At 63.2% G+C, this 17,700-nt stretch carries 16 protein-coding genes; 2 read left to right on the forward strand and 14 right to left on the reverse strand.

Translation table 11 applies throughout. The features are described from left to right. From Q0J74_RS05820 to Q0J74_RS05830, 3 genes are all read right to left on the reverse strand, one after another. Window positions 1–530, reverse strand: a 530-nt coding sequence (locus Q0J74_RS05820) for an ABC transporter substrate-binding protein (protein WP_297212019.1), incomplete at its 3' end; no start/stop codon positions are given. Between the two features lie 155 nt (window positions 531–685). Continuing rightward, entirely contained in the window at window positions 686–1,540 is an 855-nt protein-coding gene (locus tag Q0J74_RS05825; RefSeq protein WP_297212022.1) for a MurR/RpiR family transcriptional regulator, read from the reverse strand. A gap of 10 nt (window positions 1,541–1,550) precedes the next feature. Then, window positions 1,551–2,762, reverse strand: a complete 1,212-nt coding sequence (locus Q0J74_RS05830; protein WP_297212025.1) for an AGE family epimerase/isomerase — start codon at window positions 2,760–2,762, stop codon at window positions 1,551–1,553. A 193-nt stretch (window positions 2,763–2,955) separates the two neighbouring features. Between Q0J74_RS05830 and Q0J74_RS05835 the strand changes: the two genes are divergently transcribed. Together Q0J74_RS05835 and Q0J74_RS05840 are read left to right on the forward strand one after the other, a co-directional pair. Next, the gene (locus Q0J74_RS05835; protein WP_297212028.1) at window positions 2,956–4,338 is read left to right on the forward strand and encodes an ROK family protein; all 1,383 of its coding nucleotides are present in this window, start codon (window positions 2,956–2,958) and stop codon (window positions 4,336–4,338) included. Further along, complete coding sequence (locus Q0J74_RS05840) at window positions 4,339–4,989, forward strand: SGNH/GDSL hydrolase family protein (protein ID WP_297212031.1); 651 nt, start codon at window positions 4,339–4,341, stop codon at window positions 4,987–4,989. 76 nt (window positions 4,990–5,065) lie between these two features. Here Q0J74_RS05840 and Q0J74_RS05845 read toward each other — a convergent pair whose 3' ends face one another. The 11 genes from Q0J74_RS05845 to Q0J74_RS05895 form a co-directional block, all read right to left on the reverse strand. Continuing rightward, window positions 5,066–6,817 carry a carbon starvation CstA family protein gene (locus Q0J74_RS05845; RefSeq protein WP_297212034.1) on the reverse strand — a complete coding sequence of 584 codons (1,752 nt, stop codon included), beginning with the start codon at window positions 6,815–6,817 and terminating at the stop codon, window positions 5,066–5,068. Window positions 6,818–6,857: 40 nt separating this feature from the next. Next, complete coding sequence (locus Q0J74_RS05850) at window positions 6,858–8,951, reverse strand: ATP-binding SpoIIE family protein phosphatase (RefSeq protein WP_297212036.1); 2,094 nt, start codon at window positions 8,949–8,951, stop codon at window positions 6,858–6,860. A gap of 8 nt (window positions 8,952–8,959) precedes the next feature. Then, a complete protein-coding gene (locus tag Q0J74_RS05855; RefSeq protein WP_297212039.1) occupies window positions 8,960–10,699 on the reverse strand; it encodes an MATE family efflux transporter in 1,740 nt (579 codons plus the stop codon). After that, window positions 10,696–11,550 (reverse strand): phosphatidylglycerol lysyltransferase domain-containing protein, encoded by an 855-nt coding sequence (locus tag Q0J74_RS05860; RefSeq protein ID WP_297212042.1) that lies wholly within the window; start codon window positions 11,548–11,550, stop codon window positions 10,696–10,698. The genes Q0J74_RS05855 and Q0J74_RS05860 overlap by 4 nt, the downstream gene beginning before the upstream one ends. After that, window positions 11,547–12,344 carry a formyltransferase family protein gene (locus Q0J74_RS05865; protein WP_297212045.1) on the reverse strand — a complete coding sequence of 266 codons (798 nt, stop codon included), beginning with the start codon at window positions 12,342–12,344 and terminating at the stop codon, window positions 11,547–11,549. Before Q0J74_RS05865 ends, Q0J74_RS05860 begins: the two co-directional genes overlap by 4 nt. A gap of 2 nt (window positions 12,345–12,346) precedes the next feature. Beyond that, complete coding sequence (locus Q0J74_RS05870; RefSeq protein WP_297212048.1) at window positions 12,347–12,643, reverse strand: STAS domain-containing protein; 297 nt, start codon at window positions 12,641–12,643, stop codon at window positions 12,347–12,349. Between the two features lie 48 nt (window positions 12,644–12,691). Then, entirely contained in the window at window positions 12,692–13,864 is a 1,173-nt protein-coding gene (locus Q0J74_RS05875) for an anti-sigma factor antagonist (RefSeq protein ID WP_297212051.1), read from the reverse strand. Window positions 13,865–13,922: 58 nt separating this feature from the next. After that, window positions 13,923–14,486, reverse strand: coding sequence for an HD domain-containing protein (locus Q0J74_RS05880; RefSeq protein ID WP_297212054.1), 564 nt, complete (start codon window positions 14,484–14,486; stop codon window positions 13,923–13,925). A gap of 18 nt (window positions 14,487–14,504) precedes the next feature. After that, window positions 14,505–14,915 (reverse strand): ATP-binding protein, encoded by a 411-nt coding sequence (locus Q0J74_RS05885; protein WP_297212057.1) that lies wholly within the window; start codon window positions 14,913–14,915, stop codon window positions 14,505–14,507. Then, window positions 14,912–16,450, reverse strand: a complete 1,539-nt coding sequence (gene preA, locus Q0J74_RS05890) for an NAD-dependent dihydropyrimidine dehydrogenase subunit PreA (RefSeq protein ID WP_297212060.1) — start codon at window positions 16,448–16,450, stop codon at window positions 14,912–14,914. Before preA ends, Q0J74_RS05885 begins: the two co-directional genes overlap by 4 nt. Before the next feature lie 283 nt (window positions 16,451–16,733). Further along, on the reverse strand, window positions 16,734–17,375 hold the full coding sequence (locus Q0J74_RS05895) for a YesL family protein (protein ID WP_297212063.1): 642 nt from the start codon (window positions 17,373–17,375) through the stop codon (window positions 16,734–16,736). Window positions 17,376–17,700 lie beyond the last annotated feature (325 nt).

Consider the following 17,700-nt stretch of genomic DNA (forward strand, 5'->3'; position numbering starts at 1 on the left):
AGGGCGCCGGCGGCCTCAAAGGCCTCGTAGTTGATGGCCATGCAGTGGGCGGCCACGCTCAGGGGATACATGTAGTAAGTACCGTCCAGCTGAGACACGCTGGAGATGCCCTCGGCGATGTCGGCGCCGCTGGCGGACCACAGGTCGCCCAGTTCCACCATCAGGTTCTCACGGGCGTAGTTGCCCACGATGCGCTCGGGACCCTCAAAGATGATGTCGGGGGCGTTGTTGGAGCTGATGGCGGTGGTCAGCTTCTGGTCGCCGTCCTGATAGTTGATGGGGGTAACGGTCACATTGATGTCGGGGTTGGCGTCCTTAAAGGCAGCCACGATGGAGTCCCAGGCAGCGGCGTCGGTAAAGCCGCCGATGTTGAAGGACCACAGGCTCAGCTCCACAGCGCCGGTGCTCTCGCTGCCGCCGCCGGAAGGAGTCTCGCTGCTGCCCTGGGAGTCGTTTCCGCCGCCGCAGGCGGCCAGACCGAGAGTCAGGCCAACGGCAAGCAGGAGCGCAAGGGGTTTCTTCATGTTCATTGTCGCATCCTCCTCATTTTTAATAAAATCGCTTCTCATCTCCAAAGGAGCTGTTGTATAGATTGTATAGTTCAATACAGGATTTGTCAATACAGTTTTAAAAATTTTTTCTATGTGTTTTTTTCCTGCAAATTTCTTTCAGCTTCGCAGCCCGGTCAGATGTGCTGATCCGACAACACCTCGGCCACCATTTCCCGGCGCCTGCGGCAGCCCTCCCAATCCCGGCGGCACACCTCCCCGAACAAAACGTCGATGAGGTAGAGCTGGGCGATGCGGGCGGCCACCGAGCCGCTTTGCAGCGGACCCTCCCGGGAGCCGCACTGGAGCACGATATCCGCCAGAGCCGCACCGGGCGACTTGGGAAAGCGGGTGACCAGAATGACCCTGGCCTTCCGCTCCCGCACAATGCGCAGGTTTTTCAGCAGTTCCTTGGTGGAACCGGAATAGGAGAAGTAGATCACCACATCTCCCGGCGTCAGCTGAGAGGCGGCAATGGCCTGAAGGTGGGAATCCATCACCGGGATAAAGTTCATCTGAATAGTACTGAACAGGTGGGCGCACTCCTGGGACAGGATCATGGACCCCCCCTGGCCCATACACAGCACCCGGCCGGCGGACACCACCATGTCCGCCGCTCTCCGAATGGCCTCCGGCTGGACCAGCTCCAGGGTCTGGGACATGGCCCCCAGGTCGATGTCGTACACCTTCCGGGCCATCTCCCGCACACCGTCCGCCGGCAGCATGTCCTCCTCCCGGACGGGCAGCTCACTGCGCCCGGCGGTGGCGTTGGCGATGGCCAGCTTGAAGGCGCTGTAGCCCTTGTACCCCAACCGCCGGCAGAAGCGGGAGATGGTGGCCTCCGCCACCCCTGCCTCCTCCGCCAGTTCGGAAATGGACATGAACTGGGTGCGCTGCTGGTGGATCACCGCGTAGTCGGCCACCTTCTTCTCCGCGCTGGTCAGCTCATAGTATTCACTGTTGATCTGATCAAATACGTTGCTCAAGGGCATGGACGCCCCCTCATTCCTTATCCAGCAGCTGCCCCAGCATCTGGTCGCACATGATAAGCATCCGGGGCAGATGGAAGGGACCTTTGAAGGTAGAACCCTTGCAGGCGGGCTGGGTAGGCTTGCCGTCCCGGCGGAGGTAGCCGTACCAGTCGCCGTACTCCGGGTCGGAGAAGTGCTCCTTGCAGTAGTCCAGGGTGCGCTCAAACCAGGTCAGGTATTTCTCATCTCCGGTGTCCCGGTAGATCATCAGGCTGGCGATGAGAATCTCATCATGGGGCCACCACAGCTTCATGTCGTGCTCGTAGGCCTCGGGGGGACGGCCCAAGCAGTCGATGAAGTAGAGCAGCCCGCCGTACTCATAATCCCAGCCGGCCTCGATGGCCTGGTCGAAGATCTTCACCGCGGTGGCGTGCTGATTCTTGTCCCCTCTCCGGTTGGCGTCCTCCATCAGGAACCAGGAGCACTCGATGTCGTGGCCGGGATTGACCACCCGGCCCTCGGTCACGTCTCCCCGGAACTCGCCGTTGGGTCCCACGCTCTCCAGGGTGCAGCCCAGCTCCGGTTTATAGTGGTAGCGGAAAATCTCATCCACACACTGGGCGGCCCGCTCATTGTACAGCGCCTCCTGCTCCGGGTCCACCCGGCGCAGCACGGAGGTGATGTTCAGATAAATCATGGGGTTGGCCAGGGCGCGGCCGGACCGGGTCTGAGGAATGGTCTTGGGTCCCATACCGGTGGGGTCCTGAATGAGGCCGTTGTTCAGGTTCCAAATCAGGTCGTAGGCCGCCCGCGCCCGTTCCAGACACTCCTTGTCTCCGGTGACGCCGTAGTACTCGGCGTTGGCGATGGCATAAAAGCCCTCGGAGAAGCAATAGCGGCGCTGACGCAGGGGCTTGCCGTCCCCAGTGACGGTGAAGTACATCCGGTTGCCCGCCTCCCGGTTGATGCAGTACTTCTCCATAAAGTCCAGGCAACTGCGGCTGGCGGCCAGCCACTGCTCCTTCACCCCATATGTATGGCACAGATAGGCAAACATCCAGGCGCAGCGCCCCTGCATCCACACGCTCTTGTCGGTGGAAAACACCTTGCCCTCCCGGTCCAGACAGGTGTACACACCCCCGTGCACCAGGTCCATGCCGTTGTTCAGCCAGAACGCCACACTGCGCTCCAGCTCCTTCTGAATCCAGTTCCGATGCCCTTGCAGGCGAGCAGTCATATCCATTGTAATCAAACCCACCTTTCTTAAAAATAAAAGCCCGTCTCACTGCCTCCATCATACCCGCCGGTGCAGTCCCCGTCAAGGGAAATCAAGAAAATAATTTTCAAAACTCTGAAAATATGCTTGACAGATTTAAAAAAACTGGTAGCCTATAAACGAGGAAAACTGTTTGTTTCCCACAAAAGGAGGATTGGTTATGAACCATCTTGGAATTGAGGTCCCCGTCAAGCATGTGCCGGAGCTGGACCCCGGCTTCCTGCCTCTGGGCAAATTCTGTTCCGCCTTTCTGAAGGACGCCAAAAAGCCCCTGGGCATCGCGGTGGAGCGGGCCGGCGGCGAGGTGGAGGTGTACAACACCTTTATCCATGGCACTCCGGACATGGCTCAGGCCGACCGGTACTATGTGGACCGGCTGATCAAGTCCATGCTGTGGTACATGGGCGGTTTCAAGATCTACATCAGCGGCGATGAGGATATTTTTGCGGCTATGAAGGCCACCTACTGCGTGGGCGGCGCCCGGGCCTTTGACGCCGATTTCATGTCCAATGTGTATGAGAAGCCCTTTGAGGTGGTGTACTGCGACGCCCTGCCCGCCGCGTACAGCAATCCCCAGGCGGTGGGCCGCCACATGGGCGGCTGCCGCATCGGCTTTGACGCCGGCGGCTCCGACCGGAAGGTGTCCGCCGTCATTGACGGCGAGCCGGTGTTCTCCGAGGAGGTGGTGTGGTATCCCAAGGTCACCGCCGACCCGGACTACCACTATGAGGGGATCGTGGCCGCCCTGAAGTCCGCCGCGGAGCACATGCCCCGGGTGGACGCGGTGGGTGTGTCCTCCGCCGGCATTTACATTGAAAACCGCACCATGGTGGCCTCCCTGTTCCTGAAGGTGTCCAAGGAGGACTTTGACGCCAAGGTGAAGGACATCTATATCCGGGCCATTACCGACACCTTTGGCGACGTACCCTATGTGGTGGCCAACGACGGCGACGTGTCCGCCCTGGCCGGGGCCATGAGCCTGGAGGAGAACAACATTCTGGGCATCGCCATGGGTACCAGCGAGGCCGTGGGCTATGTGGATGAAAACGGCAACATCACCGGCTGGCTCAATGAACTGGCCTTCGCCCCGGTGGACGTGAATCCCGGCGCCATGGAGGACGAGTGGTCCGGCGACATCGGCTGTGGCGTGAAGTACTTCTCCCAGGACGGCGTCATCAAGCTGGCGCCCGCCGCCGGCATCAACCTCTCTCCCGATCTGGCCCCCGCCCAGAAGCTGAAAGAAATCCAGAAGATTATGGAGCAGCCCAACTCCCCCGCCGAGGCTATCTACCGCTCCATCGGCGTGTATCTGGGCCACTCTCTGGCGCTGTATCACCATTTCTACGGCTTCAAGCACGTGCTGCTGCTGGGCCGGGTCATGTCCGGCAAGGGGGGCGACATCATTCTGGAGACCTGCAAGAACGTGCTGGCCGACGAATATCCCGAGATCGCCGGGAAAATCAACCCCACCCTCCCCGACGAGAAGGCCCGCCGGGTGGGCCAGTCCGTGGCCGCCGCTTCTCTGCCTGAGCTGAAGCAGTAAATGCGCCGGCACATCGTCTGCCTGGGGGATTCCAATACCTACGGCTACACGCCGGAGGGGCCTCCCTTCCGTTTCAGCGAGGAGGAGCGGTGGCCCTGCCTGCTCCAGCAGGCGCTGGGGAAGGGCTGTCTGGTCCTGGAGGAGGGGCTGCCCGGGCGGACCACGGTATTTGAGGACCCGGTGGAAGAGGGTATGTCCGCCCTTCCCTACCTCTACCCCTGCCTGAAAAGTCACGCGCCGGTGGACCTGCTGGTGGTGATGCTGGGTACCAACGACACCAAGGAGCGCCTGGGCGCCAACGCCTGCGCCATTGGGAAGGGACTGTCCCGCCTGGTGCGCAGGGCGCAGAGCATTGACTGCTGGCACCCGGAGAGAGGACCCCGGATTCTGATTGTGGCGCCTCCCGTCCTCGGGCGGGAGGTGGAGCGCTCTCCGGTGGCCCAGGAGATGGGCGCCGGGTGCGTGGAGAAGTCCCTCCGGCTGCCCGGTCAGTTCCGGGCCGCGGCCAAGGAGCTGGGCTGCTTTTTCCTGGACGCCAATCAGCTGGGTCTGGAGCAGAACCAGGTGGATTACATGCACCTGACCCGGGAGAGCCACCACCGCCTGGCCCAGCGCCTGGCGGAGCTGGTCCCCACCCTGCTGGAGGGGTAAGCCATTCTGCGAAAAACCCGCGGAGCGGGCCGAAGACGGCCTGTTCCGCGGGTTTTCTTTTCGCTTGAAGGGGGGCTTACGCCGCCTCAGTGGGGGTGGGCTGCTTCTCCAGGAGCTTGCGCACACCCTGGATCACCACCACCACGCCCAGGGCCAGGATGAGCACGGCAAAGAGCAGCTGGATGCCGGCGCCCCAGGCGGTGAGCACGCTTGCCCCGTCCACTGTGACGGTCATGCCCTCCACCCACCGGTAGGTGCCGTTGGCAATCCCGGAGGCCAGCTGCCAGATGGTAATGCTCAGGGCGGTGAAGGTGACCGCCACCATGGTAAACATGGGAACCCAGAGCATAAAGCTCTTGCGCCGGGTGCGCTTGAGGAACACCGCGCAGGCCAGGAAGGCCAGGGCAGAGAGCAGCTGGTTGGAAGAACCGAAAAGGGGCCAGATGGAGGCGTAGCCCACCTTGGACAGCAGGTAGGCCAACACCAGGGTGAGGATGGTGGCAACATACTTGCTGGTCAGCATCCGGCGAACCGGTCCCATGTCCTCCTCCCGGACCGACTCATCCTGGAAAAGCTCCTGGAAGGAGATGCGGCCCACCCGGGCCACCGAATCCAGGGAGGTGAGGGCGAAGGCGGAGACCGACAGGTTGATGAGGGTATACACCACATCCTGGGGCAGCCCCATGGCGCTCAGGAAATTGGTGATGCCGCCGGCAAAGATCTGGGTGGGCGTGAGATAGCCGTAGGAGGCCGCCTCGCTGGTGGAGGTGAAGGAGGCCACGGCAATCAGGGCCAGCACCGCCAGCATGGACTCCATCAGCATGGCTCCAAAGGAGACGGGGAGCATGCTCCGCTCGTTTTTGATCTGCTTGGAGGCCGTACCGGAGGAAACCAGGGAGTGGAATCCGGAGACGGCGCCGCAGGCGATGGTGACGAAGAGGAAGGGGAACAGGCTCTGGCCGTTGACCATAAAGCCGGAGAAGCTGGGCAGATAGACGGTGGGGCGGGCCACCAGCACCCCCACCACCGCCGCCACGATCATGGCGATCAGCAGATAGCTGTTCAGGTAGTCCCGGGGCTGGAGCAGCGCCCAGATGGGGGTGACCGAGGCGATCAGCACGTAGACAAACACCAGAATGGTCCAGTTCCCCTGGCTGATGTAGATGGGGAAGACCAGGCCCAGCACAATGGCCGCCACCAGCATCACCAGGGCGATGGCGGTGTTAATCCACTTATTCAGCCTGGCGTACCGCAGCAGGAAGCCCAGCGCCACCGCCTCCACGATGAAGAGCATGGAGGTGGTCGCCACCGAGCCGTTGGCGGGGATGAGGGACACAGCGCCGTCGGCCGCCGTCTGGAAGCCGTTGAAGGTACCCGCCACCATATCCACAAAAGCGGCCACCACCAGAATGGAGAAGAGCCAGCAGAAAAGCAGGAAGAGCTTCTTCCCTGTCCGGCCGATGTAGGACTCAATGATGTAGCCGATGGTCCGGCCCTTGTTCTTCACGGAGGCATACATGGCGGCAAAGTCCTGCACCGCACCGAAAAACACGCCGCCCAGCAAAATCCACAGCAGCACCGGCACCCAGCCGAACACCGAGGCCTGGATGGGGCCGTTGATGGCCGCGGCGCCTGCGATGGACGCAAACTGGTGGCCGAACACCACGTTGGTGTCTGCTGGTACATAGTCCACGCCGTCGCTCATCTCATAGGCTGGCGTCTTTGCCTTGGGGTCGATCCCCCAGGTTCTGGCCAGGTAGCGGCCATAGATCAGATAGGCCGCCAGCAGGACCACAACTGTAATCAGCAGGATTGTAAAACCGTTCATTGGATGTTCTCCTTACCAAAATAGAATCAAATCTCCGGCGTTACCATCGCTTCTCCAGGGTGAGCACGTTGAATCCGTCGGAATAGTGATAGGTAATGGCGTCGGTAATCTGCTTGACGAGAAACACCCCCATGCCTCCCTCTCCCCGCTCCTCCAGGGGGAGGGTGGTGTCCGGATCCGGCTTCTGGGTGGGGTCGTAGGGCCGGCCGTTGTCGGAAAACCGCAGCCGGACAAAGCCCTCCTCAGTCTCGCAGCCCAGGGTAACCGAGGTGGCGCCGCTGTACCGGGCAATGTTGGAAAAGATCTCGTCCACCACCACGTTCACCTGGGCAATCACCCGGGCCGGCGCCCCGTGGCCGGCCAAGGTCTCCTCAAAGAAAGCGGTGGCCTGGCCGATGCACTCCAGCTCCGGGCGGAGGTTGATCTTGCTCATCCGTCCCCGTCCCAGGTCCTTCAGCTCCAGGGCCAGCATGGTGATGTCGTCGAACTGGGGGGCCTCCCCCACAAAGGCGTCAATGTCCGCCCGCACATCCCGCAGCAGCTCCTCGCACCCCACGTTCCGGCAGCGGTTCAGGGCGGCCAGCATCCGGTCGGTGCCATAGAGCTGCTCCTGGCTGTCGGTGGCCTCCGCCACCCCGTCGGTGTACACAAAGAGCATATCGCCCCCGGACAGGTCCAGCTCATACTCCCGATACCGGGCGTGCTCCATTCCCGCCAGCACAAAGCCGTGCCGGTCCCGGAAGAGTTCAAACTCCCCGCCCGCCCGGCGGATGGCCGGGTACTCATGCCCCGCGTTGGCGCAGATCAAACGGCCGGTGGAGATCTCCAGAATCCCCAGCCACACGGTGACAAACATCTCCGCGTCGTTGTTCTCGCACAGCTGATCGTTTACCTTCTCCAGCACGGCCTTGGGGGACATCCCTGTTTGTGCGGCGTTTTTCAGCAGCGTTTTGGCGATAACCATGAACATGGCCGCAGGCACTCCCTTACCGGACACATCGGCCATCACCAGGGCCAGGTGATCGTCATCCACCAGGAAGAAGTCGTAGAAGTCGCCTCCTACCTCCTTGGCCGGGTCCATGGCCGCGAAGATGCTGAATTCCTCCCGCTGGGGGAAGGGGGGGAAGATGCAGGGCAGCATGGAGGCCTGGATGTTTCGGGCCACGTCCAGCTCGGCGCCGATGCGCTCCCGCTCGGCGGTGACCCGGGTCAGGTCGGTGATGTAGCTGTTGATCTCCCGCTCCATCTGACAGATGGAGGAGGAGAGCTTTTCAAGCTCATCCCCCGTCCGGATGTTCAGCCGGGAGATGGCCGAGCTGTCTCGGTCCTGCTGCTTGTCGGACACAAAGGAGCCGGTGGCCTGAGCCAGCTGGTTGATGGGCCGCACCACGGCCCGACTGAAGGCGTAGGCCAGCGCCAGAATAAGGCCCAGCGTCACCGCCGCCAGAATGGCCACCAGCCGCAGCAGAAAGTCCTCCCGGTCGGCCATGACCTCGTTCATGGAAAAGTCCACAAAGGCGTTGGCCACCACGTTGCCCTGGTCGTCCGTAATAGCAGCCGCCGCTGAGGACAGCCAGCCGAACTCCTCATAATTGGTGATATAGGGTGGAAAATCGTAAATTCCCTGGCGGATCAGCGCCAGATTCTCCGGCTCGATGTCCCCGCAGGTGCCTGGCGGGCAGGCGTCCTCCGTGGCGTCGGCGTCAATGATGTAAATGCCCTGGCCCGTCTGTTCATCCATAAAGGCCACATACATCCACAGCACCTCGTTGTCTTCCTTCAGGGCGCTGAGGGTGTCGAAGGCCTGCTGGTAGGCGGGACTGGCGGTGATCTCCGCAAAGGCTCCGTAATACGCCTCCCAGTCCGCCTCGTCAAAGGAGGCAAAGTCCGGCGGCGTGTCGGGGGCAGGGCAGAGGCTTCGGTAGATCTCCACCGTCCGCTCCGCCAGTTCGGCCACCGCCTGGGCGTCCACCATGGACGCCGCGGAGCTGGCGGTATTCACCGTCAGCCGCTCGTAGTGCTCCTCCATGGTGCGGGAATATACGCTGTAGCTGATGGCTCCGGCTACCCCCGCCACCACCACCGCCATCAGCAGCACCGCCACAATTACTTTTGTGCGTAGAGAAATCCTCATAGTCCACCTCAAATGCTGACCACCAGCGTATTAAAGCCCTGATACTGGCGGTAAAAGAAGGCCTTGGCCTGCTTTTTTACCACCATCATACCCATGGCGTCCATGTCAAAGTCTCCGTCGCCGCCCGCTTTGCCCGTCTCCAGGGAAAAGGGGTTGAACCCGGCGGCGTTGTCCCGCAAATGCAGCTGGAAGCCGCCCTCCTCACAGGCGATCAGGGTGATTTGAATGGAGCCGTCCCGCCGGGTGGAGAATGCCTTGGAGATAATGGCCACGGCCAGCTCCTCAATGACCAGGTTCACCAAATAGATCTGGCGGGGGGTGGCGCCCCATTGCTGGCAGAAGGCCTCGGTCTCCGCAGTCAGACCTCCCAGGTCCTCGGTGCGGCTTTGGATCTGCCGCAGCAGAATGCGCTCCTGGGGAAAGGCCGCCCGCCTGACCGGGTGCAGCCATCGCCACAGGAGAAACAGCACCAGGGAGAGCAGCTCGGTCACGGGGAAGACCCACCACAGCCCCTCCGGCCGGAGCAGGGCCAGCAGCAGGGTCACCGGCAGCAGCACGGCGCACCCCCGCAGGGTGGCCAGCACAAAGGCCTCCCGTTCCCGCTCCACCGACTGGAAGTAGGCCTCCAGCAGGATACTCGTCCCGCCGAACAGGCTGGACAGGCAATACAGCCGCAGCGCCTGGGCGCCCACCGACAGCGTGGCCGCCTCCGTCAGGCCGAAGGCGGCGCACACCGCCCGGGGAAAGAGCGCCAGCAGGCCCGCCGCCGCGCCCCCCCAGCCCAGGCCCCAGAACAGGGCCAAAACCAGGGAGCGCTCCATGGCCCCCTGGTTCTTCTCCCCGTAGAAGGTTCCGGCCAGGGGCTGCAGCGCCTTGGCGGAGGCATCGTACAAGTACAGGATCAGGTAGGAGGCGTTCTGCACCATGTCGAACACCGCCACCCCCGTCTCCCCGGAGACTCCCAGCAGGGTGCGGGTGGCGATAAGCAGGAAGACCAACTGATAGACATACTGCACCGAGGAGGAAACGCCGGTGCGGAAGCAGGACAGCCCCTCCCGCCAGGAGGGCCGCACCCGCCGCAGGCACAGGGCGCCCCGGCCCCCCATCAGACCGGGCAGATAGACCGCTACCGCCACCGCCGAGCCGGCCAGGGTAGCCAGGGCCGCGCCGGCGGTCCCCATGTCCAGCACCAGCACCAGCAGCAGATTCAGTCCGATGTCCGTAACGGTACCTGTCAGAAAGCCCGCCACCGCCCGCCGCTGCTGTCCGTCACAGCGGAGATAGTAGTTGAGGATATAGTTGAGGAAAAACACCGGAATACCCGCCGCAATCACCCGGACATAGGCGGCTGTCTGCCGGTACAGCTCTCCCCCGCTCTCCGCCGCGCCCAGCAGGCGCAGGGCGGCACCGGTGAACAGCTCCACCGACAGTGCCAAAAGGCAGCCCACCGCCAGGGCCAGCTGGAGCACCTGGTGGAAGCTGCGCACCGCTTCCTCCCGCCGCCCCTCGCCCAGCAGCTGGGCAAAGCGCACGCTGCCCCCTATCCCAAAGCCGTGCATGAACAGGTTGATGGCCATAAACAGCGGCAGGGTCATTCCAATGGCCGCCAGGCCGGTCTCCCCCATGCGCCAACCCACTACCAGGGCGTCGGCCATGTCGGAGAAAGCCAGGCCGAAGCTGGCGCACAGGGAGGGAACCACCATCCGGCGAAACATTTTTGCCGTAAAGATGTCGTGCTTTCCCCTCATAGGCGCTGTGCCTCCCAGATTTCATGCCGGCCGTCCGGCAAAAAGTTCTCCTTCATCTCCCGCAGGCCGGGTAGCCCCAGATCCTCCTCCAGATTCATCCAGCGGCAGCACTCCGGCAGGGTGCGCATCAGCGCATGGAGGGTGTAATAGGTGAGGCCCTGCACATCAACAGCGCTTTTGCCCACCGCCGCGTCAAAACTGTCCTCCGATAGGGGAAAGCCCAACATAAAGGAGGCGGGCTGGCCCCGCAGGTAGACGATTACTCCACGCATCCCCAGCTCCGTCCGCCGCTCCAGGGCCTCCAGGGCCACCTGGCGGTCGTCCAGAGCGGAGCCGGGACGCCAAGCCGCCCAGGCTTCCACAATGCGCCGGGCGTCGGCGGTACCGCCGTCGTCCAGGGGCTGGACCTGCGGCTCCAGTTCCCGCTCGATTTTCCGGAGCCGGCGGCGCAGGTCCCGGAAGGGACCGCCCGCCATGGCCAGGTGGCTGCCCCGCAGGTAGAGGTACTCGTCCCCATCCGGCCGGCGGCAGAAGCGCCATCGGTCCGGCTCCCGAGCCTGCAGCCAGGCCATGTCCTCCCGGCGCAGGTAAAGCAGGCGCAGCCCCGCCTCCCCGCCGTGGGCGGCCAGGAAGGCCAGCCGTCCCGCCTCGCTGCCGCAGGGGAAGAACCAGGCGCTGCCGCCGTGCCGGGTCATGCGGGCGGCGAAATACGCCTCCCCCAGCTCCAGCTCCAGGCTCAGCTGCTCCTGCCACAGGTAGAGGGAAGGGAACGCGTGGGCGGACAGCGTATGGCCGCACAGCCGGCGCAGGCGCTCCACCTCTTCCCGCTGCATCAGCTCTACGCCCCTCATCGCCCGTCCTCCAGCTCCCGCACCCGGGGCGCCCAGATCCAGCCCCCGTCCACGGGGAAGCACGGCCCGGCTCCGGGCGGCTGGGCGGCCGCCCGGCCGCCGATCAGCTCGAGGCGGCGGGTCCCCTCGTCATAGACGCACTCATAGCCCCAAAAGGCCCGCAAAATGGCGTCCGCCTTCCCGAGGGGGGTATCCGGAGTGATGGTCCAATCCGCCTGGGTGGGACAGGGCCAGTAGGTCCCCTCCCCCTGGGGACGGGCGGCGGCCAGCAGCTCCGGCAGCTCCCGGAGCAGGCGGCGCACCATGCCGGGCAGCACCGCCTCCACTTTGGCCATGTAGTCCCCCAGGGTGTCCCGGGGGTCCAGGGGAAAGGATGCCTCCAGCACCACATCCCCGGTGTCGAAGCTCCGGGCCATCCGGTGGAGTACCACGCCGCCCTGCCGCGCCCCCTGAAGCAGGAGCACAGGCATGGGCCAGGCTCCCCGGTAGCCAGGCAGAGGCGCGGGGTGGATGTTGACCATGGGGAAGGCCTGGGTCAGGGGCAGGCGGTGATAGTAGCCCCCGCACAGCAGCAGTTCACACCCATGCTCCGCCAGCTCCGCCAGCTCCCGCTCCCCCACCGGCTCCAGGCTGACGGGAATCCCGTTGGCCCGGGCCAGCTCACATACCCCCGTGTGAAATTCCGTCACGTTGTCCGTCCGGCAGGTGAAGAGCTTCAGTACCTGGCAGCCCTCCTCCAGCGCCGTCCGAAGGGCGCACTCCAGCACGTCAATGCCCAGATACGCGATCTTCATTTTTACGCAATGGTCAGAATATCGCTGAAGCCGGTTATTTCAAAGACTTCCATCACCGTCTGGTTCACGTTGCGCACCACCATGGACCCCTGCTTGTTCATGACCTTCTGGGCGGAGAGCAGCACCCGCAGCCCGGCGGAGGAGATGTACTCCAGCTCCTTCAAATCCAGCGTCAGGGCCTGGATACCGGCCAGATCCTCCTTCAGCTCAGCGTCCAGGTCGGGCGCGGTGGTGGTGTCCAGGCGCCCCTGCAGGTTCACAGTCAGGCTGCTTCCGTTCTGTTCCTTGGTTATTGTCATGGTCAAATTCCTCCTGTTCTCGATGTTACAGTTTCCCGCGGTGGCTCCTCAAAAGGAGAGGTCGTCCACACGGACCAGCAGCTGGGACAGCCGCTGCTCACAGAGGGCGATGCAGGCCCGGCCCTCCTCGGTGTTTTTCCCGTTCCGGCGAATGGTGCGCCGCATCAGCCGGGCGTAGCCGATGACCATAGCCTTCTCCTCCACTTCCCGGACCCTTGCCTCGTCCGTGGTACCCAAGTATCTGGCCAGCGCCTTCCGCCAGAACAGGCACGCCGTCTCATAGGGCAGCTTGAGGAAGGACTGGGTTACATCAGGGTCCAGCTCACCAAAGGCCACAAAGCCCAGGTACATGGAGGCCAGCTCAAAAATGGGGTGGCCCACACACAGGGTATCCATGTCGATGATGAGCACCTCATCGTTTTGCATGACGATGTTGTTGGTGTGGTAGTCCCCGTGGAGCATGGTGTCCCGGTCCGGCACCGCCTTCACCAGGGCCACCAGCTTTTCCGCCTGGTGGGCCGGCAGGTAATCCCGGAGGAACTCCGCCCAGTCCAATGCCACCGCCTTCATCTCCGGCATGTCGCCGGGCTTGACGTGGGTGGTGTGCATCTTCTGCATCAGATCCACATACAGCCCCACATAGTAGTCGATCTGCTCCGGCTGGGCGGCGATCAGCTTGGAGAAGGACTTGGAGTTGAGCAGCTCAAACACCGAGCCGTAGCTCTCCCCCACCCGGACCACATCGTAGGGAATGGCGGTGGGAATGCCCAGCACGAAGGCCTTCCGGGCCAGCTCCCGCTCCCGCTGCACGTCGGGCAGGCAGTCGGCGCTGTGGTAGACCTTCACCACCGTGTCCTGGTCAATGCGGTACACGGCGCCGTTGGCCCCCCGGCCGATGATCTCGCACCCCTCCACGGAGAGGGTGCGGTAGGCTTTCTCCACCGGAATCATCTCGGTAAATCCGGTCATGTCCAGAATTTCATAGACCTCGGCGGAGACGTTGATGAGCTTGAGCGCCGGTTCCAGCTTGCGCAGGCGGAGCACGATCCGCAGGCCGGCGCTGGATATGTATGCCAGATCCTTCAGGTCCAGAATCAGCCCCTCATGGGGCTGGCTCTCCCGCACCGCCATCAGCTCCGTCTCGGTGGCAGGGGCATTGCTGGAGTCAATGTGACCGGAAAGGTCAATTTTCAACTGATTGTCTACCATAATTCCATTCATCTCAGGGTTCCTCCTTGCTGGCCGGTCCTCACAGGCGGGACGACGGGCCTTCCTCCTCTTATTCCTCTTCAAAAACCTGCCGGATCAGCCAGTCGTATTCCCGCCAGGCCTCCGACTCCGCCAGGGGAGCCAGCAGGCCGGCGATGGTCCGGTAGTACCAGTGGTGCTGCTCCGGGTCCTTCTGGTTAAAGCTCTCCCACAGCGCCGCACCCTGCTTTCGCCAGAGGCGGTAAAAGGAGCGCATGTTGGAGAGCTTGTCGCCCAGCATCACAATGGCCGCGCCGCTGTCTCCCGCCGTCCGCAGGTGCTCGATGGCCGCCTCCTTCCGCTGGCGCCAGGTGGTCCCGGCGGGCAGATGCGCCATCTTGTCTTCCGTCTCCGCCTGCACCAGCTCCGCCACCCGCCCGCCGAACCGGAGGCGGAGCTCCTCCGGCGTTACGCCGGCGTCCTCCACCGTATCGTGAAGGACCGCGGCCGCCAGCACCTGGGGATCGTCCGTCAGGGTGGCGGCTATGGCGGCCGCTTCCATGGCGTGCAGAACGGCAGGATTGCCGTCCCCTTTGCGTACCGCGCTCCCGTGGGCGGCAATGGCAAAGGTCATGGCCTCCATCAGCAGCTCCAATCCATACGCCTCCTCGCTTCAGGTCAGATTTTTAGTGATCCGCAGAATGTTCTGGCCGTCCTTGTACTCATAGCTCACTCCGTCCATGGTCTTCTTGACCAGAAACACCCCCAGACCGCCGATCTGCCGCTCCTCCGCGGAGAGGTGTACGTTGGGATCGGTCCGGGAGAGGGGATCATAGGGTATTCCGTGGTCGATAAAGGTGATGACCACCGCCAACGGGTTTTCCGTCACCTCCACCCGCACGGTGGCGGGTCCCACGGCGGGATCATAGGCGTACCGGGCGATGTTCCCAAACAGCTCATCCACCGCCACATCAATCTGGTACAGGGTCCGTTGGGAGCAGTTCAGGGTCTCCAGCTCCTGGTTGACGAAATCTGTGACCCGGTCGATGTTCTCCACGGTGGCATCCACAGACAGTTCTCTCATGTCGCGCCCTCCTGACAGGCCGGATTTTCCAGGCGGTTTTCCTCCCCGTCCGGTACAATCCGCTTTCCATAACCGCTGATGGCGTGAACGGGACAGACCAGCACACACAGATGGCAGCCCACGCAGGCCTTCGGATTCATCACCGGCCTGCCCCGGCGCATAACGAGGGCGTCATGTCCCCCGTCCCTGCACGACAGGTAACACCGGCCGCAGCCCACACAGCGGCTGCGGTCAAACCGGGGCAGCAGAATACTCTCCCGCTCCAGCTCCTCCAGGGCGGCCACATTCTCCACCCCCAGACCCTTCAGCTGATTCACCCGGGTCAGCGCCTTCTCCCGCAGATAGAGGGTCAGTCCCTCCAGCAAATCGTCAATGATCCGGTAGCCGTATTGCATGACGGCGGTGGTGACCTGCACGTGGTCGGCGCCCAGGAGCATAAACTCCACCGCGTCCCGCCAGCTCTCAATGCCCCCCATTCCGCTGATGGGCGGGGCCTGCCACCCGGGACAGGTGGCCAGCTCCCAGATAAAGCGCAGGGCAATGGGCTTCACCGCCCGCCCGGAATAGCCCCCCACCCCGGAAAAGCCCCGCACCGAGGGGCTGGTGGCGTAGGTGTCCAGATTCATGCCCATAATGCTCTTGACGGTGTTGATGGCTGCCAGGCCGTCGGCGCCGCCCCGCTTGGCGGCCATGGCCATGGGCCGCATATCCCCCACGTTGGGAGTGAGCTTGGCCAGCAGGGGAATGGAACAGCCCCGCCGGGCGGCGGCGGTGTAGCGCTCCACCGCCTGGGGACTCTGTCCCACATCCACACCCAGGCCGTCCTGCTCCATATTGGGACAGGAGAAGTTGCACTCCACCAGATCGGCCCCCGCCTCCTCCACCAGGCGGGCCAGACGGGTCCACTCCTCCTCGTCCCGGCCCATGATAGAGGCGATGAGCACCTTGCCCGGCCAGTCCCGCTTCAGGCGGCGGATGATCTCCAGGTCCTCCTCCAGGGAGTCGCAGGAGAGCTGCTCAATGTTTTTAAAGCCGTAGAAGCCTTGCCCATCGGAGAGGGCGGAGTAGCGGGGGGATGCCTCCCGGGGGATAAAGTCGCAGATGGTCTTGAAACAGGCCCCCGCCCAGCCCATCTCAAAAGCCCGGGCGATCTTGTCGTAGCTGCTGGCCACCACCGAGGAGGAGAGCAGGAAAGGATTCTCCAGCCGCACCCCGCAGAATTCGCTGGACAGGTCCACCGGAGTCCGGCTCAGCTCCTCCAGATCGGGCCTGCTCTTGTGGAGCGCCATGCAGATTTCCCGGATCTCCACCGCCCCGTCGCCGCGCAGGCAGGCCGCCTGACAGGGGGCGGAGCATCCGGCACACAGGTCTTGCTCGGAAAGCCGCCGGGCCGCCCCGGCCGCGTTCTCAAACCGCACGCTGCGCAGCAGCCGGGCCGGGTCCAGCCCGTGGGGGCAGGCGGCGGTACACGGTCCGTCGTGGCACAGCAGGCAGCGCTCAGCCTGCCGGCTGGGTATAGCGGTTGTCTGGATCATCGCTGTCCCCTCCTTGCCGTGGTCTACGGCTCAATGAAAATAAACTTCCGGCCAGCGCCGGCCTCGGCAGCAATGCCGCCGCCTACTTCCGTGTGGTTCTTCCCCTACGCCCTCCTCAGGGCGCAATGCGCATTTCTTTTTATTTTAACAAAAAGTGGGTCGCTTGTAAATACAACCAAAGTCTGATTTGTCCGGCTAAAGCACACCCGGCGGACATGGCCTGAGCCATATCCGCCGGGTCTTCGGGCAAACGGCGGCAGCCGTCTGCGTCCCTCAGCCTGGATCAGGTCTCATCCTCCTGCGGTTCACCCCGCTGGGCCTGGATGTAGGGGCGGAAAATCCGCTCCAGCGGAACGGTCTGCACCAAGGCCAGCATTGCCGGCAGCACAGCGGCTACTACCGGGACGTAGGAGCAGACCCACACCGACAGGGCCAGCAGCAGGCCCATCAGAACGGTGGCCGGCAGATGGGCCATGGCCAGCTTGGAGCAGTTGAGCAGCAGCCCGCCGGTTCGGAAAGAGAACCGGGAGAGCACGGGAAAGAGATAGCAGACCATTCCCAGGGGGAGCAGCAGGAAGATCTGATAGGCCACGTAGAGCACATACCCCGCCTTTCCCAGCACGGCAGTCTGATAGAGTACCCCCTGGAGCAGCACCAGCACCGCCGCCGCAGGGAGCACCACCAGGGTGGTCAGAATCCCCACCTTCAGATTGGCGCGGAACGTGCGAAAAAACAGGCCCCAGCTGTTGCGCTCATTGCCCCGGATGCACCGGGCCACCGCGTTGTAAAGAGCCGCCGTCGCCGGACCGATGGTCACCACCGGGATACAGCAGGCAAGCCAGAACACACTGAGCAGAAAAATATCCACCATTTTCCCCGTCACACGGTAAAACCCGTTTTCCGGGTTGAAGATTCCGCCCGCCATGTGGTCTCCCCCTTTCGTCCGCAGCAGCGGTGTTTTGGAATTGTTCTTATTATAGGGTAATTCCCGCTGAAATACAAGGCGGAAGCGGAAAACTTCCCCCCGCGAAGTCAATCACGACGCTTTTCTCTCGGGCGGACACCCCTCCAAAAAAGCAGAAAGACCTGCCCGCAGGCAGGTCTTTCCACATAGAAGGAGCAATTACTCCTCGATGTCGATCACGACGCTTTTCCTTCGGTCGGATACCCTCCCAAAGCAGAAAGACCTGCCCGCAGGCAGGTCTTTCCACATAGAAGGAGCAATTACTCCTCGATGTCGATCACGACGC

Source organism: uncultured Flavonifractor sp. (assembly GCF_944387675.1).
GTDB lineage: Bacteria > Bacillota > Clostridia > Oscillospirales > Oscillospiraceae > Flavonifractor.